The sequence below is a fragment of the Pseudomonas sp. BNK-45 genome, assembly GCF_047456255.1.
GTDB lineage: Bacteria > Pseudomonadota > Gammaproteobacteria > Pseudomonadales > Pseudomonadaceae > Aquipseudomonas.
In genome coordinates this window covers 1,881,701-1,907,308 of the sequence record NZ_CP179909.1, presented here as the reverse complement: position 1 = coordinate 1,907,308, position 25,608 = coordinate 1,881,701, and the positions used below count along the sequence as shown (strand labels likewise).

Sequence of the window (25,608 nt, the reverse complement as noted above, 5' to 3'; positions counted from 1 at the left end):
TGCAAATTTGTTTGCGAATAAGAGCAATTTTTCCACGCGCAAAAACAAAACCCCAACTGCTTTCGCAATTGGGGTTTCGGAATTTAATCTTGACGATGACCTACTCTCACATGGGGAAACCCCACACTACCATCGGCGATGCATCGTTTCACTTCTGAGTTCGGGATGGGATCAGGTGGTTCCAACGCTCTATGGTCGTCAAGAAATTCGGTAGCCAGTCCGTTGCTTGTGCAACGTGCCAGCGAATGGGTATGTAATAGGCTTGTGTGTTTGCAAACTTTCGGTTCGTTTCGTCTTCACACACCGCAACTCGCTTCTTAAGCAAATTGCTTGGGTGTTATATGGTCAAGCCTCACGGGCAATTAGTATTGGTTAGCTCAACGCCTCACAGCGCTTACACACCCAACCTATCAACGTCGTAGTCTTCGACGGCCCTTTAGGGGATTCAAGATCCCAGTGAGATCTCATCTTGAGGCAAGTTTCCCGCTTAGATGCTTTCAGCGGTTATCTTTTCCGAACATAGCTACCCGGCAATGCCACTGGCGTGACAACCGGAACACCAGAGGTTCGTCCACTCCGGTCCTCTCGTACTAGGAGCAGCCCCTCTCAAATCTCAAACGTCCACGGCAGATAGGGACCGAACTGTCTCACGACGTTCTAAACCCAGCTCGCGTACCACTTTAAATGGCGAACAGCCATACCCTTGGGACCGGCTTCAGCCCCAGGATGTGATGAGCCGACATCGAGGTGCCAAACACCGCCGTCGATATGAACTCTTGGGCGGTATCAGCCTGTTATCCCCGGAGTACCTTTTATCCGTTGAGCGATGGCCCTTCCATACAGAACCACCGGATCACTAAGACCTACTTTCGTACCTGCTCGACGTGTCTGTCTCGCAGTCAAGCGCGCTTTTGCCTTTATACTCTACGACCGATTTCCGACCGGTCTGAGCGCACCTTCGTACTCCTCCGTTACTCTTTAGGAGGAGACCGCCCCAGTCAAACTACCCACCATACACTGTCCTCGATCCGGATAACGGACCTGAGTTAGAACCTCAAAGTTGCCAGGGTGGTATTTCAAGGATGGCTCCACGCAAACTGGCGTTCACGCTTCAAAGCCTCCCACCTATCCTACACAAGCAAATTCAAAGTCCAGTGCAAAGCTATAGTAAAGGTTCACGGGGTCTTTCCGTCTAGCCGCGGATACACTGCATCTTCACAGCGATTTCAATTTCACTGAGTCTCGGGTGGAGACAGCGCCGCCATCGTTACGCCATTCGTGCAGGTCGGAACTTACCCGACAAGGAATTTCGCTACCTTAGGACCGTTATAGTTACGGCCGCCGTTTACCGGGGCTTCGATCAAGAGCTTCGCGTTAGCTAACCCCATCAATTAACCTTCCGGCACCGGGCAGGCGTCACACCCTATACGTCCACTTTCGTGTTTGCAGAGTGCTGTGTTTTTAATAAACAGTCGCAGCGGCCTGGTATCTTCGACCGGCATGAGCTTACGGAGCAAGTCCTTCACCCTCACCGGCGCACCTTCTCCCGAAGTTACGGTGCCATTTTGCCTAGTTCCTTCACCCGAGTTCTCTCAAGCGCCTTGGTATTCTCTACCCAACCACCTGTGTCGGTTTGGGGTACGGTTCCTAGTTATCTGAAGCTTAGAAGCTTTTCTTGGAAGCATGGCATCAACCACTTCGTCACCTAAAAGGTAACTCGTCATCAGCTCTCGGCCTTAGAACCCCGGATTTACCTAAGATTCCAGCCTACCACCTTAAACTTGGACAACCAACGCCAAGCTGGCCTAGCCTTCTCCGTCCCTCCATCGCAATAACTAGAAGTACAGGAATATTAACCTGTTTTCCATCGACTACGCTTTTCAGCCTCGCCTTAGGGACCGACTAACCCTGCGTCGATTAACGTTGCGCAGGAAACCTTGGTCTTTCGGCGTGGGTGTTTTTCACACCCATTGTCGTTACTCATGTCAGCATTCGCACTTCTGATACCTCCAGCAAGCTTCTCAACTCACCTTCACAGGCTTACAGAACGCTCCTCTACCGCATCACTTACGTGATACCCGTAGCTTCGGTGTATGGTTTGAGCCCCGTTACATCTTCCGCGCAGGCCGACTCGACTAGTGAGCTATTACGCTTTCTTTAAAGGGTGGCTGCTTCTAAGCCAACCTCCTAGCTGTCTAAGCCTTCCCACATCGTTTCCCACTTAACCATAACTTTGGGACCTTAGCTGACGGTCTGGGTTGTTTCCCTTTTCACGACGGACGTTAGCACCCGCCGTGTGTCTCCCATGCTCGGCACTTGTAGGTATTCGGAGTTTGCATCGGTTTGGTAAGTCGGGATGACCCCCTAGCCGAAACAGTGCTCTACCCCCTACAGTGATACATGAGGCGCTACCTAAATAGCTTTCGAGGAGAACCAGCTATCTCCGAGCTTGATTAGCCTTTCACTCCGATCCACAGGTCATCCGCTAACTTTTCAACGGTAGTCGGTTCGGTCCTCCAGTCAGTGTTACCTAACCTTCAACCTGCCCATGGATAGATCGCCCGGTTTCGGGTCTATTCCCAGCGACTAGACGCCCTATTAAGACTCGCTTTCGCTACGCCTCCCCTATTCGGTTAAGCTCGCCACTGAAAATAAGTCGCTGACCCATTATACAAAAGGTACGCAGTCACAGAACAAAGTCTGCTCCCACTGCTTGTACGCATACGGTTTCAGGATCTATTTCACTCCCCTCTCCGGGGTTCTTTTCGCCTTTCCCTCACGGTACTAGTTCACTATCGGTCAGTCAGTAGTATTTAGCCTTGGAGGATGGTCCCCCCATATTCAGACAAGGTTTCTCGTGCCCCGTCCTACTCGATTTCATGACTAAGAGATTTTCGCGTACAGGGCTATCACCCACTATGGCCGCACTTTCCAGAGCGTTCCGCTAATCTCAAAGCCACTTAAGGGCTAGTCCCCGTTCGCTCGCCACTACTAAGGGAATCTCGGTTGATTTCTTTTCCTCAGGGTACTTAGATGTTTCAGTTCCCCTGGTTCGCCTCTTGCACCTATGTATTCAGTACAAGATAACCATCTTATGATGGCTGGGTTCCCCCATTCAGAGATCTCCGGATCAAAGTCTGTTTGCCGACTCCCCGAAGCTTATCGCAGGCTACCACGTCTTTCATCGCCTCTGACTGCCAAGGCATCCACCGTATGCGCTTCTTCACTTGACCATATAACCCCAAGCAATCTGGTTATACTATGAAGACGACATTCGCCGAAAATTTGCAATTTAACTCACAAATTTTACCTTAGCCTGATCCGTTACCAGTGAAAGTAACGTTCAGTCTATCTTTCTATCACATACCCAAATTTTTAAAGAACGATCTAATCAAAAGACTAGAAATCAACATTCAATGTGAATGCTCATTTCTAAGCTTTCAGAAGCAGTTTATGGTGGAGCCAAGCGGGATCGAACCGCTGACCTCCTGCGTGCAAGGCAGGCGCTCTCCCAGCTGAGCTATGGCCCCATAACAAAATTGGTGGGTCTGGGCAGATTCGAACTGCCGACCTCACCCTTATCAGGGGTGCGCTCTAACCAACTGAGCTACAGACCCAATTTCGAGCTTGTAACTGTTAGCTTGGAGCTATCAGCTTGGAGCTTAAAGCTGCTTCTATCGTCTTCTTCAATGAATCAAGCAATTCGTGTGGGAGCTTATGAAGCAGCTGATGTCGTCGATTAAGGAGGTGATCCAGCCGCAGGTTCCCCTACGGCTACCTTGTTACGACTTCACCCCAGTCATGAATCACACCGTGGTAACCGTCCCCCCGAAGGTTAGACTAGCTACTTCTGGTGCAACCCACTCCCATGGTGTGACGGGCGGTGTGTACAAGGCCCGGGAACGTATTCACCGCGACATTCTGATTCGCGATTACTAGCGATTCCGACTTCACGCAGTCGAGTTGCAGACTGCGATCCGGACTACGATCGGTTTTATGGGATTAGCTCCACCTCGCGGCTTGGCAACCCTTTGTACCGACCATTGTAGCACGTGTGTAGCCCAGGCCGTAAGGGCCATGATGACTTGACGTCATCCCCACCTTCCTCCGGTTTGTCACCGGCAGTCTCCTTAGAGTGCCCACCATAACGTGCTGGTAACTAAGGACAAGGGTTGCGCTCGTTACGGGACTTAACCCAACATCTCACGACACGAGCTGACGACAGCCATGCAGCACCTGTCTCAATGCTCCCGAAGGCACCAATCCATCTCTGGAAAGTTCATTGGATGTCAAGGCCTGGTAAGGTTCTTCGCGTTGCTTCGAATTAAACCACATGCTCCACCGCTTGTGCGGGCCCCCGTCAATTCATTTGAGTTTTAACCTTGCGGCCGTACTCCCCAGGCGGTCAACTTAATGCGTTAGCTGCGCCACTAAGAGCTCAAGGCTCCCAACGGCTAGTTGACATCGTTTACGGCGTGGACTACCAGGGTATCTAATCCTGTTTGCTCCCCACGCTTTCGCACCTCAGTGTCAGTATCAGTCCAGGTGGTCGCCTTCGCCACTGGTGTTCCTTCCTATATCTACGCATTTCACCGCTACACAGGAAATTCCACCACCCTCTACCATACTCTAGCTTGCCAGTTTTGGATGCAGTTCCCAGGTTGAGCCCGGGGCTTTCACATCCAACTTAACAAACCACCTACGCGCGCTTTACGCCCAGTAATTCCGATTAACGCTTGCACCCTCTGTATTACCGCGGCTGCTGGCACAGAGTTAGCCGGTGCTTATTCTGTCGGTAACGTCAAAATACTCACGTATTAGGTAAGTACCCTTCCTCCCAACTTAAAGTGCTTTACAATCCGAAGACCTTCTTCACACACGCGGCATGGCTGGATCAGGCTTTCGCCCATTGTCCAATATTCCCCACTGCTGCCTCCCGTAGGAGTCTGGACCGTGTCTCAGTTCCAGTGTGACTGATCATCCTCTCAGACCAGTTACGGATCGTAGCCTTGGTGAGCCATTACCTCACCAACTAGCTAATCCGACCTAGGCTCATCTGATAGCGTGAGGTCCGAAGATCCCCCACTTTCTCCCGTAGGACGTATGCGGTATTAGCGCCCGTTTCCGGACGTTATCCCCCACTACCAGGCAGATTCCTAGGCATTACTCACCCGTCCGCCGCTCGCCACCAGGTACAAGTACCCGTGCTGCCGCTCGACTTGCATGTGTTAGGCCTGCCGCCAGCGTTCAATCTGAGCCATGATCAAACTCTTCAGTTCAAACATCTTTGGGTTTTGAGAAAACCCTAAACTTGGCTCAGCAATCGTTGGTTACATCTTTGATTTCTCGCGGAGTAACTTGTGATGCTGATAATCTTTTTGACTATCAGTCTGACTCCACAAGCACCCACACGAATTGCTTGATTCAGTTGTTAAAGAGCGGTTGGTTAAGATCTTTCGTCTCAACCGAGGCGCGCATTCTACAGCAGCCTCATTTACTGTCAAGCGATTTTTTAAGAAGTTTTTGAAGATTTCCTCAACAACTTCAACCACTTGCGCTTTCGATCTCTCGTTAGCGGGAGGCGAATTCTACAGCGTTACACGCTGCTGTCAACACCTCTTTTTAACCGCTTTCGATCGAGACGATCGAATCGTTAACAAGGCGAAAACACACTGCCTTACTAACTGCTTCTGGCTTCGATGAGCTGAAGCGTAACCGCTGCCGAAAACCGCGTAACTCGTTGAATCTCAAGGAGTTTTCAGTTTCGACTGCGCCGGAAGTGGGGCGAATTATAGACCTGTAGAATCTGCCGTCAACCTTTAATTACGTTTTTGTTGCAGACGGTTGTTTTTTAGCGATTAGGCGGGGAATACGGCGCATCACTGCCGGCACTCGCAGCACCAACAGCAGCGCACCTATAGAAGCGTAAACCGCCCATTCCTTCAGATCTGCCCGAACGATCCAGAGCATATGCAGAAGCCCAAGCCCCAGGATGAGATAAACCAGGCGATGCAGCTTTTTCCAACGCGCTCCCAGGCGACGCTGACTGTAGCGATTGGATGTCAGCGCCAATACCAAAAGAAGCACAAACCCCAGGCTTCCAACAAAGATATAGGGCCGCTTGCGCAACTCCACTCCCAACTGAGACCAGTCCAACCCCAGAATGAATACCCCATAGGCACTCAAGTGCAGCACTACATAGGCAAAGCACCACAGCCCCAGTTGTCGGCGCACGGCTATCCAGCCCGGCCAGCCAGTGAGCTTCTGCATGGGAGTCATGGCCAAGGTAATCAACAGCAGCACCAACGTGCCCAATCCCAGACGATCAACCAGCACCTTGCCCGGATCAGGCCCGAGAACCGACCCCCAAGCCTCATACAGCCAATACAGTGGCCAGATAGCCGCGGCAATAAAGACTCCAATACGCCAGAACGAATAACGCATCAGTAGTTCTTCCGCAGATCCATGCCGCTATATAAGGAAGCGACCTCTTCCGAGTAGCCATTGAACATCTGTGTTTCCCGCACATTTGGACTGAACAGGCTGCTGGGCAAACGCCGCTCTCGCGCTTGAGTCCATCGAGGATGATCAACTGTCGGATTCACATTTGCGTAAAAACCATATTCATTGGCAGCAATACTCTGCCAGGTAGTCTTTGGCTGCTCGTCCACCAAGCTGATACGCACAATGGACTTCACACTTTTGAAGCCATATTTCCAGGGAACCACCAGGCGCAATGGCGCACCATTCTGATTGGGCAGCTCACGCCCATACATCCCTACCGCCAGAATCGCCAACGGATTCATCGCCTCATCAAGACGCAAGCCTTCAACATAGGGCCAGTCGATCAAGGCAAAACCGGAACGCTGTCCCGGCATGCTCTTAGGATCCTGCAGCGTTTCAAAACGAATGAACTTGGCCTTGCTGGTTGGCTCCACTTGCTTGAGCAGCGCGGAGATAGGGAAGCCTATCCAGGGAATCACCATCGACCACGCCTCGACGCAGCGCAGTCGATAAATACGCTCCTCCAACGAGTAAGGCTTCATGAAGTCTTCAAGGGCATAGCGCCCAGGCTTGGCGACCTCACCGTCCACGACCACACTCCATGGCTCGGTCTTGAGCGCTCCCGCGTTCGCCGCTGGATCCCCCTTGTCAGTACCGAACTCATAGAAGTTGTTGTAGTGAGTCGCGTCCTTGAACGGTGTGATCGCCTCATCCTTGACGGTTACGGCTTGCCAATGAGTGCTCGCCAACTTGTCGGAGAACCACGCTGGCGCACGGCCCGGCTCCACATCGGCATAACGCGTCGCATCCTGCGCAGCCGCCCAACGGGGCAAACCGGCGAAGGCCAGGCCTGCTACCGCACCGCCCAGCAAACTGCGTCGAGAGAGATAAAGAGATTCTGGCGTGACATCCGACTCATGGCAGTCAGACGCTTTGGGGAATTTGAATAACATGGCAACTCCGCAGCATTGGAGGACAGATGTACCAATAGACTGCGGAGTATGGAGGAAATTACATCACTCGACGCTTTTGCGACGCCGCAGGTGCAACAGGTACTGGATCGGGCCCGAAGCCGCATAGGCGAGGAACACCAACAGCAGGATACGTGGTGGATCGCTGAACACCACGGCAAACACCAGCACTACGGCCAGAATCGCCACAAAAGGCACCCGGCCCTTCAGGTCCAGGTCCTTGAAGCTGTTGTACTTGATGTTGCTGACCATCAGCATGCCCGCAGCCGCGACCATCAACGCCACCAGGAACGACATCTTCGATCCCTGAATGCCGTAATCGCTGAAAGCCCAGACGATACCCGCCACCACCCCCGCCGCCGCAGGACTGGCCAGACCGATGAAATATCGCTTGTCGGCGGTTCCCACCTGAGTGTTAAAACGCGCCAGACGCAATGCCGCGCCCGCCACATAGATGAAGGCGACCATCCAGCCAACCTTGCCCATGTCGCCCAAGGCCCAGCCAAAGGCCAGCAATGCCGGGGCAACGCCAAACGCCACCATATCCGACAGCGAATCGTACTCGGCGCCAAAGGCACTCTGGGTATTGGTCATACGGGCTACGCGCCCGTCCAGGCCGTCAAGGACCATGGCGACAAAGATCGCAATGGCGGCAAAGGCAAAGTACTTGCTCGCCCCCGCTGTGTCCCCGGCACTCAAGGCGCTCTGGGCACTCATGGAGCTGATGATGGAATAGAACCCCGCGAACAGGTTCGCAGTGGTGAACAGATTCGGCAGAAGATAGATACCACGATGCCGGACTTTACGGCCTTCAGCGTCATGCCCTTCTTCGACATGCTCATCGATCGGTAGCAGGCTTTCGGCGTCAGAGGCCTGGTTTGGCTCTTCGGGACGTTCGCTCATGGACAATACCTTGCAACGGTGTGAAAAGTTTCGACAGATACCCTGGGCCGCGATTGGGCCACAAAGGATCCAGCTTTATACCAGAACCTACCCGTCCAAACGAAAAAACGCGGCCTAGGCCGCGTTTTTCCTGACAAGACTTGAACTTAGTTCTTGGCTTTGTCGACGATCTTGTTGGCACCGATCCACGGCATCATCGAACGCAGTTGCTCACCGATGATCTCGATACCGTGAGCGGCATTGTTACGACGCTTGGCGGTCATCGATGGGTAGCCGGTGGCACCTTCGCTGATGAACATCTTCGCGTATTCGCCGTCCTGGATGCGCTTCAAAGCATTGCGCATGGCCTGACGGGATTCGGCGTTGATGACTTCAGGGCCGGTCACGTACTCGCCGTACTCGGCGTTGTTGGAGATCGAGTAGTTCATGTTGGCGATACCGCCTTCGTACATGAGGTCAACGATCAGTTTCAGTTCGTGCAGGCACTCGAAATAGGCCATTTCCGGCGCGTAGCCAGCTTCAACCAGAGTTTCGAAACCGGCCTTGACCAGTTCAACGGTACCGCCGCACAGAACAGCCTGCTCGCCGAACAGGTCGGTTTCAGTCTCGTCCTTGAAGGTGGTTTCGATGATGCCGGTACGACCGCCGCCCACGCCAGCCGCGTAGGACAGGGCTACATTCTTGGCGTTGCCGGACGCGTCCTGGTAGATAGCGATCAGGTCAGGAATACCGCCGCCCTTGACGAACTCGGAACGTACGGTGTGACCCGGAGCCTTCGGCGCGATCATGATCACGTCGAGGTCGGCACGTGGAACAACCTGGTTGTAGTGGATCGCGAAGCCGTGGGAGAAGGCCAGGGTGGCGCCTTTCTTGATGTTCGGCTCGATCTCGTTCTTGTACAGCTGGGACTGGAACTCGTCCGGGGTCAGGATCATGACCAGGTCGGCGCCGGCAACGGCTGCAGCAACGTCGGTCACTTTCAGGCCATGAGCCTCAGCCTTGGCAACGGTAGCGGAACCTTTGCGCAGGCCGACAGTTACGTCAACGCCGGAGTCTTTCAGGTTGCAAGCTTGAGCGTGGCCCTGGGAACCGTAACCGATGATGGCAACTTTCTTGCCCTGGATGATCGACAGGTCGCAGTCTTTATCGTAGAAAACTTTCATGAATTTCCCCTATATCAGGCCGTTCCGGCCATTCGCTAATTTGAGTTAGATGCTCAGTACTTTGTCGCCACGGGCAATCCCGGTGACACCACTGCGTACGGTTTCCAGAATCGACGCGGTGCCGATCGATTGAATAAAGCTGTCGAGCTTGTCGCTGGTACCGGTCAGTTGAACGGTATACACGCTGGCGCTGACATCAACGATCTGCCCACGGTAAATATCGGTAGTGCGCTTGACCTCGGCGCGCTGGGCGCCGGTGGCCTTGATCTTGACCAACATCAGTTCGCGCTCGATGTGAGCACTTTCCGAAAGGTCCACCAGCTTCACCACCTCGATCAACTTGTTCAGGTTCTTGGTGATCTGCTCGATGATCTCATCATGACCAACCGTGGTGAGGGTCAGACGCGACAGGGTCGGGTCTTCGGTCGGTGCCACGGTCAAGCTTTCAATGTTGTAGTTCCGCTGCGAGAACAGACCGACTACACGAGACAAAGCGCCCGGTTCGTTTTCCAGAAGCAAGGAAATGATGTGCCGCATGATTAAGTACGCTCCGTCTTGCTCAGCCACATATCGCGCATAGAGCCGTCTTTGATCTGCATCGGATAGACGTGCTCGCTGGTATCGACCTGGATATCGAGGAATACCAGGCGATCCTTCATGGCGAACGCTTCTTCCATCTTCGGCTTCAAATCCTTCAGGTCCGTGATACGCATGCCCACGTGACCGTAGGCCTCGACCAGCTTGACGAAGTCAGGCAGCGATTCCATGTAGGAGTGCGAGTGGCGGCTGCCGTAGCTCATGTCCTGCCATTGGCGCACCATACCCAGCACACCATTGTTCAGGTTGACGATCTTGACCGGCAGACCGTACTGCAGGCAGGTGGACAGTTCCTGGATATTCATCTGGATACTGCCTTCGCCGGTGACACAGGCGACATCATTATCAGGGAAGCTCAACTTGACCCCCATGGCCGCCGGGAAACCGAAGCCCATGGTGCCCAGGCCGCCGGAGTTGATCCAGCGATTGGGCTTGTTGAACTTGTAATACTGCGCCGCGAACATCTGGTGCTGGCCCACGTCAGAGGTGACAAAGGCATCGCCCTTGGTCACTTCACACAGGGTCTCGATCACCGTTTGCGGCTTGATGATGCTGCCGTCGCCCTTGTCGTAAGGGAACAGGCCGCGATCACCACGCCACTCGTCGATCTGCTTCCACCAGCTGGCGACCGTGTCCTTGTTCGGGGTGTCGCCGATTTCCTTGAGTGCCGCGACCATTTCGGTCAACACGCTCTCCACTGGACCCACGATAGGCACATCGGCCTTGATGGTCTTGGAGATGGAAGCCGGGTCGATGTCCACATGGATGATCTTGGCGTTCGGACAGAACTTCGGTGCACCGTTGATAACCCGGTCGTCGAAGCGCGCACCAACGGCCAGGATCACGTCAGCGTGGTGCATGGTCAGGTTGGCGGTGTAGCTGCCGTGCATGCCAAGCATGCCGACGAACTGCCGATCGGTACCAGGGTATGCACCCAGGCCCATCAGGGTATTGGTGACTGGCAGATTGAGCATCTTGGCCAGTTCGGTCAGCGGTGCGGAACCGCCGCCCAGGATCACGCCGCCGCCTGCATAGAGCACAGGACGCTTGGCCGCCAGGAGCATTTCTGCCGCCTTGCGGATTTGCCCGGAGTGACCGCGAACAGCTGGGCTGTAGGAGCGCAGCTTGGCTTTCTTGGGAAAAACGTATTCGAACTTTTCAGCCGGGTTGGTCATGTCCTTGGGGATATCGACCACCACCGGACCAGGACGACCGGATTGCGCCAGGTAGAAGGCTTTCTTCATGACTTCCGGGATTTCCGAAGCGTGCTTGATCATGAAGCTGTGCTTCACGATCGGCCGGGAGATACCGATCATGTCGGTTTCCTGAAACGCGTCGGTGCCGACCATGGTGCTAGGCACCTGACCGGAAATGATCACCATTGGAATCGAGTCCATATAGGCGGTGGCAATACCGGTAATGGCATTGGTCGCGCCTGGGCCGGAAGTCACCAGTACCACGCCGGCTTTACCGGTGGCACGGGCATAACCGTCAGCCATATGGGTTGCCGCTTGCTCGTGACGAACCAGGATGTGGGTCACTTCCGGTTCTTTGAACAGGGCATCGTAAACATGAAGGAGAGCACCACCCGGGTACCCGTAGATATATTTGACGCCTTCGTCACGCAAAAAGCGGACGAGCATCTCACCGCCAGATAAAAGCTCCACGTTGTTCACCTCTAAAACGCCAGAATACCGCCCTCAAAAGGGAGCGGGTCTTAATAGGTTTACTTCTCAGCAGAGCATGAGCGACGGTGGTCGCCGACTACGTCAGCACTGACTGAGCAAGTATTGGGAGCGCCCCAAAGTGTTGCGGGGTTTTCCCACCCAGCGCGAGGTAACGCGTTGCGGGTGTAGCACTTCGGCGCGGATGTGCGCCTCATGATCTGCTGAGTGGGTCTGCTTCTGGCAGTCCCTCTACAGCGGACTTTGGATTCTTCTGTTTCGTCCTCTTCAAGTCAAGTCGTCTATGTAGTTAATTCGAACTAAGCGCATGAGAACGCAAGAAAAAACCCAAAAACGACCACAGCCTGCACTTCAATTGCGCAATTTTCGGCAAGCAACTCAGAAATGCGAACCTTGACTTTGGTGTTCGACCTATAGACAGGCACAGGTCAAGGCTGCCGGCAGAACGGCAAGAAGGCGCCAGGAAGAAGGAGGGAGGACGCTGCCAGGCAGCGGGAGGCGACTGCCAGGCGTACCTGGCAGTCGTGGACTCAACGGGTGGCCGCGATGAGCTGATCGAATTCCTTGAGCAGCATTCGCAACTGCAGATCGCGCCCCTGCATCGGGCGAGTGGAGAACACCATTTCGGCCATCTCCTGGATACCGGAGGCATTGGGCAGCGGCAGATCCTGCTCCAGGATCACCTTCATGCGCGGCAGGAAGATCCACTGCAGCCACTGCTCGAAATCCAGCGTATCCACGGCAAAAGGCTGAGTACTGGCCAGAGCCTCGGCACTGGGTGCCACCTCGTCCCACAATCCCTGCACGCGCAACTCACGCTCGATCAGCAGCAACTGCTCGGCGATTCTGGGAAAACGCACATCCATCACAGCGAGACCCGGGCTTTCTGCCGCGCCTGAGCGGCGCCCGCTGCATCACCCTGCTTCTCCCGAGCCTGGGCGATCAACTCCCACAAACTCGCCTGAAGGTCGGGACGACCGTTGGCAAAGCTCAGACCGCGACGGGCAAACTGCTCGGCTTGCGGGGCATCGCCCTGAGCCATGCGCACCTGCGCCAGCCGGTAGAGCACCTGGGGCTCGCGCGGCGCGACACGCTGTGCACGCTCCAGACTGGAGGAGGCACCATTCAAATCGCCACTGGATTGCTGCTGCTGAGCCGTGGTCAACAGCGCCAGCACAGGCCCGTCCAACTGTTCATCGGCCGACAGACCACCGGCCCGAGCCGACGGAATCCCGCTCGGCGTCGAAGGCATGTTGTAGGTGCCCTGATTGATCGGTGCCGACTGATAAGCGCCACCCTCCACCGGCCCCGGCGTGATAGGCCCGGACGTCACAGGTCCCGGCGTTATCGGCGAGCTGCTGATCGGTGCCGACGCGGTCGCGCCACCACCTGGGACCATCACCACCACCCCGGAATCTTCCGGGATGGCCTGAGCCTGAGCTTGCGCCGGACGCTTGATGGTCGTCTGGCGAAAGCCGCCGGAAGCGGAAATCCGCTCGCTGTTGGACACGGCAGTACCGGAGTCCACGACGGGAATGGAGCCGCGCTGCACGCTGGCGCAACCATTGAGCAACGCCAGAGCTGTAATAGCTGGAACCCACCACTTGTTCACGTCAAACCCTCATCGCTTAGTTCATCCAGCCCTTGACCCAATCCATCACCGAATCGCTACCTGCCGGGGTTTCACCACCGCAAGAAGCACCGGGAGGCGGTTCGCTGCCGCGAATATACGGCATCTGCACAGCCCCCGGACAGTTGGCATCGGAGCCCTGCCCGGTACGTGAATCGACCCAGGCCTGAACCACGTTGTCCGGCTGCGGCATATCCAGCGGCAGCGGATCGGCCTTGCGCATGAAACTGGTCCAGACCTGCAGGGCGCCCGTGGCACCGGTGAACGGCGTCTTGCCGTTATCGTCACGCCCCAGCCAGACGACCGCCAACAAATCCTGGCTGAAGCCGGCGAACCAGCTGTCGCGAGAGTCATTACTGGTACCGGTCTTGCCCGCCAGCGCCAGGGTCTTGGGCAACACGTTGTACACCGAGCTGCCCGTGCCTTCGCGCATCACGCGCTGCATCGCGCTCTGAATCAGGTAGATCGAACCGGCATCGAAGCGTTGCTGGATCTGGAACGGATAACGCTTGAGCGGCTCGCCCTCGGCCGTCAACACGCTGCGGATCCCGCGCATCGGCGTATTGAAGCCGCCGTTGGCCAAGGTCTGGTACATGGTCGCCACTTCCATCGGGCTCAGGCCACCGGCACCGAGCAGCATCGACGGAAACGCCGGGAACTCCCGGGTCACGCCCAAGCGCCCAAGGGTTTTCAGAACGTTGGGCACCCCCACTTCCAGACCGAGTCGGGCAGTGGACAAGTTGTAGGAATGAGCCAGCCCCTGGTACAGGAAAACCGTGCCATGCGAACGGCGATCGTAGTTCTGCGGCTTCCATACCTGGCCATCGGCGCCTTTCACCGAAAACGCCTCATCGGAGAGCCAACTGGTCAGGGTGTACTGGCTGGGTTTCTCCAGGGCCGTCAGGTAAACCGCCGGCTTGATCAATGAGCCGATCGGACGCACCGCGTCCAATGCCCGGTTGAAGCCGGCGAAACTGGCTTGTCGACTGCCGATCATGGCCTGAACCTCGCCGGTTTCCGGATTGGTCACCACCATCGCCGCCTCAACGTCTTCCGCGCCCTTGCGCCCGGCCAGGCGCTTGAAGGTGTCGTTGACCGAGGCTTCCGCCTTCATCTGCAGGATTGGATCGAAACTGGTGAAGATTCGCAGGCCTTCCTCGGTCAAGTCTTCGTCGCGGTAGTCTTCACGCAACTGGCGCTTGACCAGATCCAGGAAACCGGGGAACGAGCTGTCCGCCAGGCTGCCGCGCTTGGTCACGCCAAGCGGCATCTTCTTCGCCGCTTCCACCTGCTCGGGTGTAGCCACGCCCTGCTGCGCCAGCAAATCGAGCACCAGATTGCGCCGCTCCAGGGCACGCTCCGGGTAACGACGCGGGTTGTAGTAGGAGGGCCCCTTGACCATGCCCACCAGCAGCGCCACCTGATGCAACTTGAGCTCGGACAGCGGCTGGCTGAAGAAGAATTGACTGGCCAGACCGAAACCGTGCACCGCACGCTGACCGTCCTGACCGACAAACACCTCGTTGAGATAGGCCTCGAGAATCTCCCGCTTGTCGTAATGCAGCTCCAGCAACAGCGCCATCATCGCTTCGTTGAGCTTGCGCGACAGGCTGCGTTCGTTGGTCAGGAAGAAATTCTTCACCAACTGCTGAGTCAGGGTACTACCGCCCTGACGCATCTGCCCCGACGAGGTATTGACCCAGATCGCGCGGGCAATCGACTTCGGCGACACGCCAAAGTGCGAGTAGAAATCACGGTCTTCCACCGCCACCAGGGTTTCCAGCAGATAGGGCGGGACCTGGTCGATCTTGATCAGGATTCGATCTTCAAGGTTTTTCGGGTACAGGCCACCGATCAGCAACGGCTCCAGCCGGACCACCGCCAGCTTGGCCCCCTTGCTGCCGGAAAGCTCCGCCACATAGTCGCCAGAGAAACGCACACGGACCGGTTGCGCCTGCTCCAGCCCCTCGTAGAACTGGAAGCCACGGGTGTTCAAGTCGACGGTATTGCCACTGACCGCCGCCGCGCCGGGACCGTTGGCCACACTTTCGCGGCGGTAGCCCAAGGCATCGAGTTCCGTCAGGAAGTCTTCCTTGCTGAGCTTTTGTCCGACGAACAGCTCAAGCGGCCGGGCATATACCTTGGCCGGAATGGTCCAGCGCTTGCCGGAGAACTTTTCCTGCACCACGGCATCGAGGTAAACCGCAAAGCCGGCGAGCACCACCAGACCAACCAGGCTGAGCTTGAGCGCCCAGCCCAGCCAGGGGCGCAGGCCACCAGAGGGAGTTTTTTTAGCGGAACGGGGGGATCGGGTACGAGTCATGGCGGCGGATTATACGCACTTTATTCATCCTCAACATGCGCCACCCGAGGTTTGCGTTACCCCTGCCAACCGCCATAATGACGCCCTCGATTTTCCCGACTCTGAAGGATCGCCTGTGAGCCAGTCACTGATCGCCGCCCTGCAAAACCCCGCCCTGTATCCTCATCCCGTTGAAGGGTTTCAGGTCATCGAAACCCACATCTCCTGGGTACTGCTCACCGGCCCCTTTGCTTATAAAGTGAAGAAGCCGGTCAATTTCGGCTTCCTCGACTTCACCAGCCTCGAGTCCCGCGAGCACTTCTGTGGCGAAGAGCTGCGCCTGAACCAGCGTCTGACCCAGGACCTGTACCTGGAAGTCCTGCCGATCACCGGCAGCGCCGAAGCCCCGGAGCTGGGCGGCAGCGGTCCGGTCATCGAATACGCCCTGAAAATGCGCCAGTTCCCACAAAGCCAGCTGCTCAGCACCTTGCAGGCCAACAGCGAACTGACCACCGCGCACATTGACGAAATGGCGCAACAGATCGCCCAATTCCATCTCAGCGCCCCGAAAGTCCCGGCAGCACACGAAGCCGGCACACCAGAAAGCGTGATGGCCCCCGTGCGCCAGAATTTCGAACAGATCCGTCCGTTTCTCAGCGACAAGGCCGACCTGCTGCAACTGGAAGCCCTGGAAGCCTGGGCGGAAACCAGCTTCGAGCGCCTCAAGCCGCTGCTGGCGCAACGCAAGAGCGAAGGCTTCATCCGTGAGTGCCACGGTGATATCCACCTGGGCAACGCCACCCTGATCGATGGCAAGGTGGTGATCTTCGACTGCATCGAATTCAACGAGCCCTTCCGCTTCACCGATGTCTATGCCGACACCGGCTTCCTCGCCATGGACCTGGAAGACCGCGGTCTGAAAAGCCTGGCACGGCGCTTCATCAGCCAGTACCTGGAACTGACCGGCGACTACCAAGGCCTGGAACTGCTCAATTTCTACAAAGCCTATCGCGCCCTGGTGCGGGCCAAGGTCAGCCTGTTCAGCCTGCCTGCCGAGGCCACTCCCGTGCAGCGCGCCACCACCCTGCGTCAATACCGCAACTACGCCAATCTGGCGGAAAGCTACAGCACCATTCCATCGCGTTTCCTGGCCATTACCTCGGGCGTCTCGGCGGTGGGCAAAAGCGGTGTGGCCATGCGTCTGGTGGAAGCCCTGGGCGCCGTCCGCCTGCGCTCCGACGTCGAGCGCAAGCGTCTGTTCGGCGAGCAGCAGGTACCCAACGATCCCCACGCCGGCATCTACAGCACTGAGGCCAGCAGCGCCACCTATGCGCGCCTGCATGAAATCGCCGAAACCATCCTGCGCGCCGGCTTCCCGGTGGTGATCGATGCCACCTACCTCAAGCGCGCCCAGCGGGATGCCGCGGCCAAGGTCGCCGAAGCCACCGGCACGCCTTGCCTGATCATCGACTGCAATGCGCCAGATGCCGTGATTGCGAGCTGGCTGGCGCAACGCCAGGCCGATCAGAACGATCCGTCCGATGCGACCCTTGAGGTGATTGCGACCCAGCAAGCCACTCGCGAGGCCCTGACCGACGAAGAACTGCTGCGCAGCAAGCGCATTGAAACCAACGAAAGCGGCAGCCTGGATGCCCTGGTTGCCAACATCCGCCAGCGTCTGCCCGGCCTGTAAGCACTAATTTCAGCCGTGAAGTGCAAAGACTTCACGGCTGAAAAACAGTGGCACTATACTGGCGTCATAAATCCAACACTGGTGACGTCGCCATGAGCCAACCGAAACTTCTGGATACTCCGCTTTACGCCCTGCTGCATAAAGACGACATCGTCGGCTTCAACCGCGAGCGTCCAAAGGATCACCCCATCGACATGCGCGGCGGCGACTTCCGCGGCCTCGACCTGCGACAGTTGAACGCCCAGGGCATCGACTTCACTGACGCCTACTTCCGTTCCGCCGATCTGCGCGGCCTGGACCTGCGCAATGCCACCATGGAAGGCGCCAGCCTGGCCCACGCACAGATCTCCGGCGCCTACTTCCCGGTCGAACTGACAGCCGATGAAATCCTCATGTCGGTCAACTTCGGCACCCGACTGCGCTACAACACCCGCTAAAGTCTCCTGCAATCGTTCTGTCCGGCGCCCTGCTGTGCGCCGGGCTGTGGATCATCCCCTCTGTTTCCCTCACCCCCCGCGCAAGGTCCGCATGCACCTGCCCGTCGCGCCTTGACCGCCCTGCCTTAGAAGCATTTGCGCCAAACCCGACCAACGAACAGCGCATTTTCTGCTGAGCGCTACACTCCTGTGAGGCTGCCCACTCACCATTCGGCCATCGCCAGGAGGCTTAATGAATGATGAACTGCAACACCTGAAGAACCTTGGCAAGACATCGGCACAGTGGCTGCATGCAGTGGGCATCCACAGCGCATCGGACCTGCGCCGCCTGGGCGCGGTGGACGCATACAGGGCTGTGCGCACCCGGGGTTTTCGGGCCTCGAAAGTGCTGCTGTACGCCATCGAAGGCGCGTTGATGGACATGCACTGGAACGAGCTTCCGGCCGAACGCAAGGAGGCGCTGAACAAGCAATTGGACGCCATATCCTCGCGTCACAAGAACTGACTGGCAGAACCTTATGTATCTGATGGGGGAACAACCGGCCTACGCCGATGCCTTGATCAACCGACTGCAAAGTATCCCGGCCCAGTTGCTGGAGGGCCTTTCTCCCTGCGGCGCAACGCTGGAAATTGAACCTGCGGCGGATCTGTCGGGACTCTTGCCCGAACATCAGTTGTTCCTGCTGGACAGGGGCGTGATCCAGGCCAGCGTTGAACAGCGCCCGCTGTTCTACCTGCATGAAGGTGACCTGGTAGGGCTACGTCGAGGCATCGAGCACCCGCAGTGCCAACTGAGCTGCGATGTGCCACTGAGCCTGACGCCCTATCTGCGGACCGAGGTGTTCCGTCATATCTACGCTGACGAACAGCGCTCGGAATGGCTGCTGCAGTACCTGATCGGCCAGACCGCCCTGCTCTGCGATGCCATAGCCCGCCTGAAGCCGCCGGAGTTGCGCAGCAACAACGGCTTCAAGCGGGTGGAGCCGGGAGAAGTGCTGATTACCCAGGGGGATGACGCCGATCACGTGTTCGTGATTCTCGAAGGCCATGCCGAAGCCTTTGTCGACGGGCACAAAGTGGGCGACGTGCCCAAGGATGAAATCTTCGGCGCCATGGCGGTCTTCACCGGAGAAAAGCGCAGTGCCAGCGTCATTGCAAATGAACCGAGCACGATCATGCTGATCCCCAAGGAGCACTTTCTCAGCCTGACCCAGAGCAATCCGCGCATTGCCCACAGCCTGATCGAAAGCATGGCCCGCCGCATTGACCTGCTGAACAAGGAAGTGACCCGCCTCATGGCCTTGAACAGCCAGGTCCAGGGATAGCCTCACCGAGAATCCAAACAAGCGTTTGACAAAAATGCGCAGGAACTGGAAAAGCCTGGTTGACTTCGAAATGAGAATCGTTATGATTATCACAACTGGTCGCGAGATCAGTCGATAACCTGGAAGACCAGTGGTTCGGACTCTCAGATTATCTCCTCATCAGGCTAATCACGGTTATTTGACCCGGCTCTTGCCGGGTCTTTTTTTGCCCGTGAAACAGTACCGCCGATCAGGGCTTCAGTTGCGCGCAATAATCCTTGGCTGGCTGAGGCGGTGTGTACCAGACATAGTCCGCCGCGGCAGCGGGCACCCTGCTCCCCCGCTCCGCCAGGAGCAACACCACGACTGGCCGGCTCTGGTCCAGATCAGCCATGTGCAGGGGCACCCCAAGGTCACGGCGCCCATGAAAGGCCCCCGCCAGCAACATGGCCGGCACCGGCGCCGCCAGCAATCGCTCGGCCATGCGCCGATCCCGTTGCTGCTGCACCGCCAACATCGCCGGCACCTGGGTCTCCGGCAGCAAGCCACAGTGGGACTGACGAATCTGCTCCGACAACGCCTGGGTCACGGACAAAGCATTGCTCTGCATGCCACCGAGAACCGGCGCCTGGGTATAGACCCGGCGTATTTCCTGACGATCCAGATTGGCTGCCAACAAGGGATAAGGCTGTCTCAGGGCATAGCCCACCACCGGCCCATACAGCCCCCAATCCCAACCCGGTTGCCAGGCCAACGCCTTGATCAAGTCATCAGGCAAGCGCTGCCCGGCCGCCTCACGCTTGACCTCATCGACGCGGAGCTGCTGATCGGGATTGAGCATTTCCAGCAACAGGCTGCCCTGAGGGCGTTCCATGGCCAGCGAGCGCAGCAGCCAGAGTTGCAAAACGTGATGATCGGCATTGTCGTGCTGCTCGCCGACGATCAGCCGGGGCGCTTGCGCCAGGCGCTCGACCAATTCCTCCGGACTCAGCGCCTGCCCCGTACGCAGATCAAGGATGCTGCCCGGGTCCGGCACCACGGGCGGCGGCACTGGCTCCGGGCTGCCGTGACAGGCCGCGAGCAACAGGGCTGACAGCACAAGCGGCAGTCTACGCATCAAGGTTCTCCGGGTGACGGGTCAACGGGCAATGATCAGCGGGTGCCCACGCTCAGGGTGTTTCTGTACCAGAACCTCCAGGCCAAAGACCGCCTTCAGTGGCTCGGGTCGCAGCACTTCGGCCGGCACGCCCAGGGAATGGGGGTGCCCGCCCTCCAGCAGCAACACCCGATCACAGTAACGCGCCGCCAGATTCAGGTCATGGAGAATGATCAGCACCGCAACGCCCCGATCGGCAAATGCCCGGATGGCCTGCAAGGTGACGTGCTGGTGCAACGGGTCGAGGGCCGAAGTCGGTTCGTCCAGCAGCAAATGATGCCCGGCCTGTCCTGGCCACAATTGCGCCAGGACCCGCGCCAGGTGCACCCGCTGGCGTTCGCCCCCCGACAACGCCAGGTAGCTGCGCCCTCGCAGATGAGCCACATCGGCGGCCTCCAGGGCAGCGTCGACGATCTGTGCATCCTGCGCACGACCGCTGTGATGGGGCAGGCGTCCCAGCGCCACCACTTCCTCGACCCGAAAGGCAAAATCCAGACTCGACGCCTGGGGCAATACCGCCAGACGTTGCGCCCGTGCCGCCCCCTGCCATTGCGCCATCTCCCGCTCATCCAGCAGCACCCGTCCCTGATGCGCCGTCAGCTCGCCGCTCAAGGCCCCAAGCAGGCTGCTTTTACCGGCACCATTGGGGCCCAGCACCCCCAGCACTTGCCCGGGCAGCAGCTGCAGATCGATCCCCACCAGCACCTCTTTGCCCCCGCGCCGCACATGCAGATTCTCGACTCGCAACATCAGGCACGCCCTCGCAGCAAGAGGTAGAGAAAGAACGGTGCGCCGATAAAGGCGGTGACGATGCCAATGGGCAACTCGGCCGGCGCCAGCGCCAGGCGCGCCACCAGATCGGCCAGCAGCAACAGACTGGCCCCCGCCAGGATCGATGCCGGAAGCAGGGTTCGGTGATCAGGTCCCGACAACAGACGCACCAGATGGGGCACCACCAGGCCAACGAAACCGATCATGCCTGCCGCAGCCACCGCGGCCCCCACGCCCAGGGCGGTGCAGAACACCAGCTCCCGCTTGAGCCCTTCGACATCGATGCCCAGGTGCCTGGCTTCCGATTCGCCCAGCAGCAGCGCATTCAACGCCTTGGCCCTGCGAGGCAACCACAGGGCCACCAGCACCGTCACCAGCAGCAACGGCCACAAGCGCTGATAACTGGCACCGTTGAGACTGCCGAGGTTCCAGAAGGTCAAGGTACGCAAGGTCGCGTCATCGGCCAGGTAGGTGAACAAGCCCACCGCCGAACTGGCCAGGGCAGTCAGGGCGATCCCCGCCAGCAGCATGGTCGCCACGTGAGTCTGGCCATTGCGCCGGCCCAGGCGATAGACCAGTGCCGTTACCCCGAGCCCGCCGAGAAAGGCACAGAGCGAGAGCAGGTAGGGCGCAACAGATTCCGGCACGCCGCCGAACATCGAGCCGCCGACAATGGCGATCGCCGCCCCCAACGCCGCCCCACTGGATACACCCACCAATCCGGGATCGGCCAAGGGGTTGCGAAACAGCCCCTGCATGGCCACGCCGGACAGCGCCAGCACCCCGCCTACCGCCAGACCGAGCAGGGTCCGTGGCAAGCGGATCTGTCCAAGGATCAACTCTGCCTGCTCCAGCCCCTGCCCATCGATGGGTAGCCCGAGCAGGCGCAAGGCAGCACGCAAGGTATCGATCAAGGGCAGGCTGACCGGCCCCAGCGCCAGGGACAGCCAGATAGCCAACACACACAGGGCGCCAAGCCCGAGAAACAGCGTTCGAGGTTTGACCAGGCGGTTCATGGGGCCGGCTTGGCCTGAGGATAGAAGGCCGCTGCCAGGCGTTTCAGACTATCCGGCAGACGCGGCCCCAGGCCGCCCACCAGCAAGGTCGGATCCAGCTCCACCACCCGCCCCGCCTTGGCCGCGGCAGTGGAGGCCAACACCGGACTTTCCTTGAACAACGCAACGCGGGCCGCATCGCCACTCAGGCTGCGGTCGGAGAACACCAGCACCTGAGGATTCAGTCCCGCCAGGGATTCCGCCGAAAACGGCTTGTAACCGCTATGGGTCGCCAGGTTGCGCGCGCCGGCCTGTTGCAACAGCCAGTCCGCGGCCGTGTCCTTGCCGGCGATCAGCGGCTTGCCTCCCGCGTGCCCCAGTAGCAACAGCACTCCAGGCGCCGCCTGCTGCTCCTGCACTCGTGCGACCCAGGCCCGCTGCTGTTCAAGACGCTGCTGATAGGTGCTGAACAATTGCCCGGCCTGATCCTCGCGCCCCAGGAGTTGCCCCAACTGGCGCAGGGTGCGCTGCAAGGTCGGCAGGTCGGCCTGAGCAGAAAACAGCTCGACCTTGACCCCGGCACTGCGAATCTGCGCCAGCACCGGCGGCGGGCCCATTTCTTCAGTACCCACCAGAATATCCGGGCGCAGACTGAGAATGCCTTCCGCCGACAGCTGCCGTTGATAGCCGATGCTCGGCAAGGCCTTGAGCGACTCCGGGTGCTGGCTGGTGGTATCGACCCCTACCAGCTTCGGCTCCGCCCCCAGGGCCGCCACCCACTCGGACAAGGCGCCCCCGGCACTGACCCAACGCTGCGGCAACTCCTCGGCGGCGGCCCACGGGCTCACCAGCAGTGCGACCCAGAACGCGAGGGCGCTGGCACTCAGGCGCATAAGTAGATTTCCTTTGATAGCAGTGAGGCCCGCGAAGCGACTGTCCATGTGACATGCCAGACAGAGCTGGCATCGAAAGGAGCAAGCACGCCGTGCCGGGCGAGGCGGCCATTTGATAATTGTTTTCATTTAGCCGTCAAGCGCCGACATGTTTCATCCTGGCGTCGGCCAAGAACTGTGACAGCCCGGGCCCAGAGCCTTAGGACCAAGAGGATAGCCATGAAATTTCTTTGCGCAGGGACTGAGCTGGCCGAGGCCGGCAGCCGCGGTTTCCAGTTAGAGGGCTTGAAGCTGTTTGCCGTGCGTCGAGCAGGCCAGGCTTACGTTTATGCCAACCGCTGCCCGCACCGCGGCGTTCCCCTGGAGTGGCAGCCCGAGCAGTTTCTCGACCCCAGCGCCAGCCTGATCCAGTGCGCCACCCATGGCGCACTGTTTCTGATTGAAAGCGGCGAGTGCGTGGCCGGCCCTTGCGCCGGCCAGTTTCTGCAGGCCATCGGCTGCCGGGAAGACAGCCAGGGTATCTGGGTCGATATCTAGCCCTGCAACCGCACGTCCAGGCGCCGGTCGATACAGACTTCCTGCGCGGTCAGGCGCACGCCGTACGCCAGTACCTCGACACCGGCCGCCACCGCTTCACGCAATGCGGCGGCATAACCCGGATCAATCTCCTCGGCCGGACGCACGGCTTCGATGCCCGACAGATTGACGCAGTACAGCAACACCGCCCGTACCCCCTCCCGGGCCAGGCTCGCCAGCTCACGCAAGTGCTTGGCACCGCGCTGGGTCACCGCATCGGGAAACGCCGCCACTGGCGAACCGTCGAATCCCAGGGTGACACTCTTGACCTCGACATAGGCCGGGCCATGAGGGTAATCCAGGCGAAAGTCGATGCGGCTGTTCTCCTGCCCATAGGGCACCTCGCGCTTGAGGCCGGTAAAGCCCTGCAACTCGCTGATCAGCCCGGCGCGTAGCGCCTCCTCGACCAGCCCATTGGCCCGTCCGGTGTTGACGCAGGCCAGTCGCCCCTGCGGGGTTTCACTGATTTCCCAGGTTCCCGGCAGCTTGCGCTTGGGATCATTGGAGCGGCTGAACCACACCTGCCCGCCCTCGACCATGCAATTGAACATCGAGCCGGTATTGGGACAGTGGATGGTCAGCAACTCGCCGGTTGCGGTTTCGATGTCCGCCAGGAAACGCTTGTAGCGCCGCAACAGACGCCCTTCCTCCAGGGCCGGATCGAAGCGCATCAGCCTTGCCAGCTCTGCAGGCCACGGGCGATGCGCGCCACGGCTTCTTGCAGGCGCGCCAGGTTCTGGGTGTAGGCAAAGCGCACATGGTGACCGGCCTGATGACGTCCAAAATCCAGACCCGGAGTGAAGGCCAGGTGCTCGGTTTCCAGGAAGTGCCGACAGAAGGCAAAGGCATCCCCACCAAAGGCGCTGATGTCGGCGTACAGGTAGAACGCTCCTTCCGGCTCCACGGCAATACCGAAGCCCAGCTCGCGCAAGGCCGGGAGCAGAAAGTCCCGACGGCGCCCGAACTCGGCGCGACGCTCCTCCAGCAGGCTGATGGTTTCCGGCTCGAAACAGGCCAGGGCCGCGTACTGGGCCATGCTGGGTGCACTGATGTAGAGGTTCTGCGCCAGCTTCTCCAACTCGCCCACCGCCGCCGGTGGTGCCACCAGCCACCCCAGGCGCCAGCCGGTCATGCCGAAATACTTGGAAAAACTGTTCAGCACAAACGCACTGTCATCGACTTCCAGAACACTGGCAGCGTCCGTGCCGTAAGTCAGGCCGTGATAGATCTCATCCACCACCAGATGCCCATTGCGCGCCTTGATCGCCGCGGACAGGCCCGCCAGCTCATCGCGACTGAGAATGGTCCCGGTGGGGTTCGCGGGAGACGCCACCAGGGCTCCGACACTGTCCTGGTCCCAATAGCGCTCCACCAGATCCGGCGTCAGTTGATAACGCACGTCCGGACCTACCGGCACCAGTTGCGCGGCGCCTTCCACCAGGCGCAAAAAATGCCGGTTGCACGGATAACCCGGGTCTGCCAGCAGCCAGTGCTTGCCCGGGTCGACCAACAGGCTGCTGGCCAGCAACAGGGCGCCGGAGCCTCCGGGGGTGATCATGATCCGCTCGGGGTCGATATCCAGGCCATAACGCTGCTGGTAGAACCCGGAGATGGCCCCGCGCAGCTCGGGAATGCCCCGGGCCGCGGTGTAGCGGGTCTTGCCGGCACTCAGCGCGGCCTGCCCGGCCTTGATGATCGGTTCGGCGGTGGTGAAGTCCGGCTCGCCGATCTCCAGGTGAATCACATCGTGTCCCGCCGCTTGCAGCTCATTGGCGCGAGCCAGCAGGGCCATGACATGGAAAGGTTCGATAGCGCGACTGCGCGCACTGTAGGGCAGAGCCATTAGCCTTCCTTCATTACAAGGTGGGGAAGCAAAAAGTCCGATTCTACCCATCCAGAGAAGCCAGGGAGAACCCGGAGCCGTTCACGCGGTCTGCTACCTTAGCCAACCGGCGCCAACAGAACCCGCAGATTTGACTAAAATCAATGATTGAACGAACCGTTCAACAGGCCGTGTCAGACTTTTCC

20 protein-coding genes, 2 tRNA genes and 3 rRNA genes are annotated in these 25,608 nt (G+C 58.6%); 5 read left to right on the top strand and 20 right to left on the bottom strand.

The window, feature by feature from the left end; genetic code table 11:
* Positions 1 to 87: 87 nt before the first annotated feature.
* The 14 genes from rrf to mrcB all read right to left on the bottom strand — a co-directional run bounded on the left by rrf (position 88) and on the right by mrcB (position 15,776).
* Positions 88 to 203 (bottom strand): 5S ribosomal RNA (gene rrf, locus ACMGG8_RS08825).
* A gap of 138 nt (positions 204 to 341) precedes the next feature.
* Positions 342 to 3,233 (bottom strand): 23S ribosomal RNA (locus ACMGG8_RS08820).
* Positions 3,234 to 3,454: 221 nt separating this feature from the next.
* A tRNA-Ala gene (locus tag ACMGG8_RS08815) sits at positions 3,455 to 3,530 on the bottom strand.
* Positions 3,531 to 3,540: 10 nt separating this feature from the next.
* Positions 3,541 to 3,617: transfer RNA gene (locus ACMGG8_RS08810), tRNA-Ile, on the bottom strand.
* Positions 3,618 to 3,740: 123 nt separating this feature from the next.
* Positions 3,741 to 5,279: ribosomal RNA gene (locus ACMGG8_RS08805) — 16S ribosomal RNA — on the bottom strand.
* Together the 16S, 23S and 5S rRNA genes with 2 tRNA genes alongside form the textbook arrangement of a ribosomal RNA operon.
* A 544-nt stretch (positions 5,280 to 5,823) precedes the next feature.
* Positions 5,824 to 6,444, bottom strand: a complete 621-nt coding sequence (msrQ, locus tag ACMGG8_RS08800; protein ID WP_414159463.1) for a protein-methionine-sulfoxide reductase heme-binding subunit MsrQ — start codon at positions 6,442 to 6,444, stop codon at positions 5,824 to 5,826.
* The gene (msrP, locus tag ACMGG8_RS08795) at positions 6,444 to 7,457 is read right to left on the bottom strand and encodes a protein-methionine-sulfoxide reductase catalytic subunit MsrP (protein ID WP_060841111.1); all 1,014 of its coding nucleotides are present in this window, start codon (positions 7,455 to 7,457) and stop codon (positions 6,444 to 6,446) included. Before msrP ends, msrQ begins: the two co-directional genes overlap by 1 nt.
* Positions 7,458 to 7,520: 63 nt before the next feature.
* Positions 7,521 to 8,378 carry a CDP-diacylglycerol--serine O-phosphatidyltransferase gene (gene pssA / locus ACMGG8_RS08790; protein ID WP_047306129.1) on the bottom strand — a complete coding sequence of 286 codons (858 nt, stop codon included), beginning with the start codon at positions 8,376 to 8,378 and terminating at the stop codon, positions 7,521 to 7,523.
* 146 nt (positions 8,379 to 8,524) lie between these two features.
* Positions 8,525 to 9,541, bottom strand: a complete 1,017-nt coding sequence (gene ilvC, locus ACMGG8_RS08785) for a ketol-acid reductoisomerase (RefSeq protein ID WP_007959661.1) — start codon at positions 9,539 to 9,541, stop codon at positions 8,525 to 8,527.
* 45 nt (positions 9,542 to 9,586) lie between these two features.
* Entirely contained in the window at positions 9,587 to 10,078 is a 492-nt protein-coding gene (gene ilvN / locus ACMGG8_RS08780; protein WP_016964842.1) for an acetolactate synthase small subunit, read from the bottom strand.
* 2 nt (positions 10,079 to 10,080) lie between these two features.
* Entirely contained in the window at positions 10,081 to 11,805 is a 1,725-nt protein-coding gene (locus ACMGG8_RS08775; RefSeq protein ID WP_060842015.1) for an acetolactate synthase 3 large subunit, read from the bottom strand.
* A 548-nt stretch (positions 11,806 to 12,353) separates the two neighbouring features.
* Positions 12,354 to 12,689 (bottom strand): YqcC family protein, encoded by a 336-nt coding sequence (locus ACMGG8_RS08770; protein ID WP_060841113.1) that lies wholly within the window; start codon positions 12,687 to 12,689, stop codon positions 12,354 to 12,356.
* Positions 12,689 to 13,435, bottom strand: a complete 747-nt coding sequence (locus tag ACMGG8_RS08765; RefSeq protein ID WP_047289227.1) for a tetratricopeptide repeat protein — start codon at positions 13,433 to 13,435, stop codon at positions 12,689 to 12,691. The genes ACMGG8_RS08770 and ACMGG8_RS08765 overlap by 1 nt, the downstream gene beginning before the upstream one ends.
* Positions 13,436 to 13,451: 16 nt before the next feature.
* A complete protein-coding gene (gene mrcB / locus ACMGG8_RS08760) occupies positions 13,452 to 15,776 on the bottom strand; it encodes a penicillin-binding protein 1B (protein ID WP_060841114.1) in 2,325 nt (774 codons plus the stop codon).
* A gap of 115 nt (positions 15,777 to 15,891) precedes the next feature.
* Here mrcB and ACMGG8_RS08755 point away from each other — a divergent pair, with 115 nt between their 5' ends.
* From ACMGG8_RS08755 to ACMGG8_RS08740, 4 genes are all read left to right on the top strand, one after another.
* A complete protein-coding gene (locus tag ACMGG8_RS08755; RefSeq protein ID WP_414159462.1) occupies positions 15,892 to 17,448 on the top strand; it encodes an AAA family ATPase in 1,557 nt (518 codons plus the stop codon).
* Between the two features lie 92 nt (positions 17,449 to 17,540).
* Positions 17,541 to 17,885, top strand: coding sequence for a pentapeptide repeat-containing protein (locus ACMGG8_RS08750; protein WP_060841116.1), 345 nt, complete (start codon positions 17,541 to 17,543; stop codon positions 17,883 to 17,885).
* A gap of 232 nt (positions 17,886 to 18,117) precedes the next feature.
* A complete protein-coding gene (locus tag ACMGG8_RS08745) occupies positions 18,118 to 18,390 on the top strand; it encodes a TfoX/Sxy family protein (RefSeq protein ID WP_016964849.1) in 273 nt (90 codons plus the stop codon).
* Positions 18,391 to 18,403: 13 nt separating this feature from the next.
* Entirely contained in the window at positions 18,404 to 19,210 is an 807-nt protein-coding gene (locus ACMGG8_RS08740; protein ID WP_060841117.1) for a Crp/Fnr family transcriptional regulator, read from the top strand.
* Positions 19,211 to 19,439: 229 nt separating this feature from the next.
* Here ACMGG8_RS08740 and ACMGG8_RS08735 read toward each other — a convergent pair whose 3' ends face one another.
* From ACMGG8_RS08735 to ACMGG8_RS08720, 4 genes are read right to left on the bottom strand one after another with little or no spacing between them, the layout of a single operon-like run.
* A complete protein-coding gene (locus ACMGG8_RS08735) occupies positions 19,440 to 20,306 on the bottom strand; it encodes a ChaN family lipoprotein (RefSeq protein WP_414159461.1) in 867 nt (288 codons plus the stop codon).
* 21 nt (positions 20,307 to 20,327) lie between these two features.
* A complete protein-coding gene (locus tag ACMGG8_RS08730) occupies positions 20,328 to 21,095 on the bottom strand; it encodes a heme ABC transporter ATP-binding protein (RefSeq protein ID WP_060841119.1) in 768 nt (255 codons plus the stop codon).
* Complete coding sequence (locus ACMGG8_RS08725) at positions 21,095 to 22,078, bottom strand: FecCD family ABC transporter permease (RefSeq protein ID WP_414159925.1); 984 nt, start codon at positions 22,076 to 22,078, stop codon at positions 21,095 to 21,097. Before ACMGG8_RS08725 ends, ACMGG8_RS08730 begins: the two co-directional genes overlap by 1 nt.
* A 50-nt stretch (positions 22,079 to 22,128) precedes the next feature.
* Complete coding sequence (locus ACMGG8_RS08720) at positions 22,129 to 23,004, bottom strand: heme/hemin ABC transporter substrate-binding protein (protein ID WP_414159460.1); 876 nt, start codon at positions 23,002 to 23,004, stop codon at positions 22,129 to 22,131.
* 219 nt (positions 23,005 to 23,223) lie between these two features.
* Here ACMGG8_RS08720 and ACMGG8_RS08715 point away from each other — a divergent pair, with 219 nt between their 5' ends.
* A complete protein-coding gene (locus tag ACMGG8_RS08715) occupies positions 23,224 to 23,541 on the top strand; it encodes a Rieske (2Fe-2S) protein (protein WP_060841122.1) in 318 nt (105 codons plus the stop codon).
* On the opposite strand, the gene sfsA is transcribed toward ACMGG8_RS08715, so the two are convergent.
* Together sfsA and ACMGG8_RS08705 are read right to left on the bottom strand one after the other, a co-directional pair.
* On the bottom strand, positions 23,538 to 24,251 hold the full coding sequence (gene sfsA, locus ACMGG8_RS08710; RefSeq protein ID WP_108546543.1) for a DNA/RNA nuclease SfsA: 714 nt from the start codon (positions 24,249 to 24,251) through the stop codon (positions 23,538 to 23,540). The genes ACMGG8_RS08715 and sfsA overlap by 4 nt on opposite strands.
* The gene (locus ACMGG8_RS08705) at positions 24,251 to 25,423 is read right to left on the bottom strand and encodes a pyridoxal phosphate-dependent aminotransferase (RefSeq protein WP_060841124.1); all 1,173 of its coding nucleotides are present in this window, start codon (positions 25,421 to 25,423) and stop codon (positions 24,251 to 24,253) included. Before ACMGG8_RS08705 ends, sfsA begins: the two co-directional genes overlap by 1 nt.
* Positions 25,424 to 25,608: the final 185 nt, after the last annotated feature.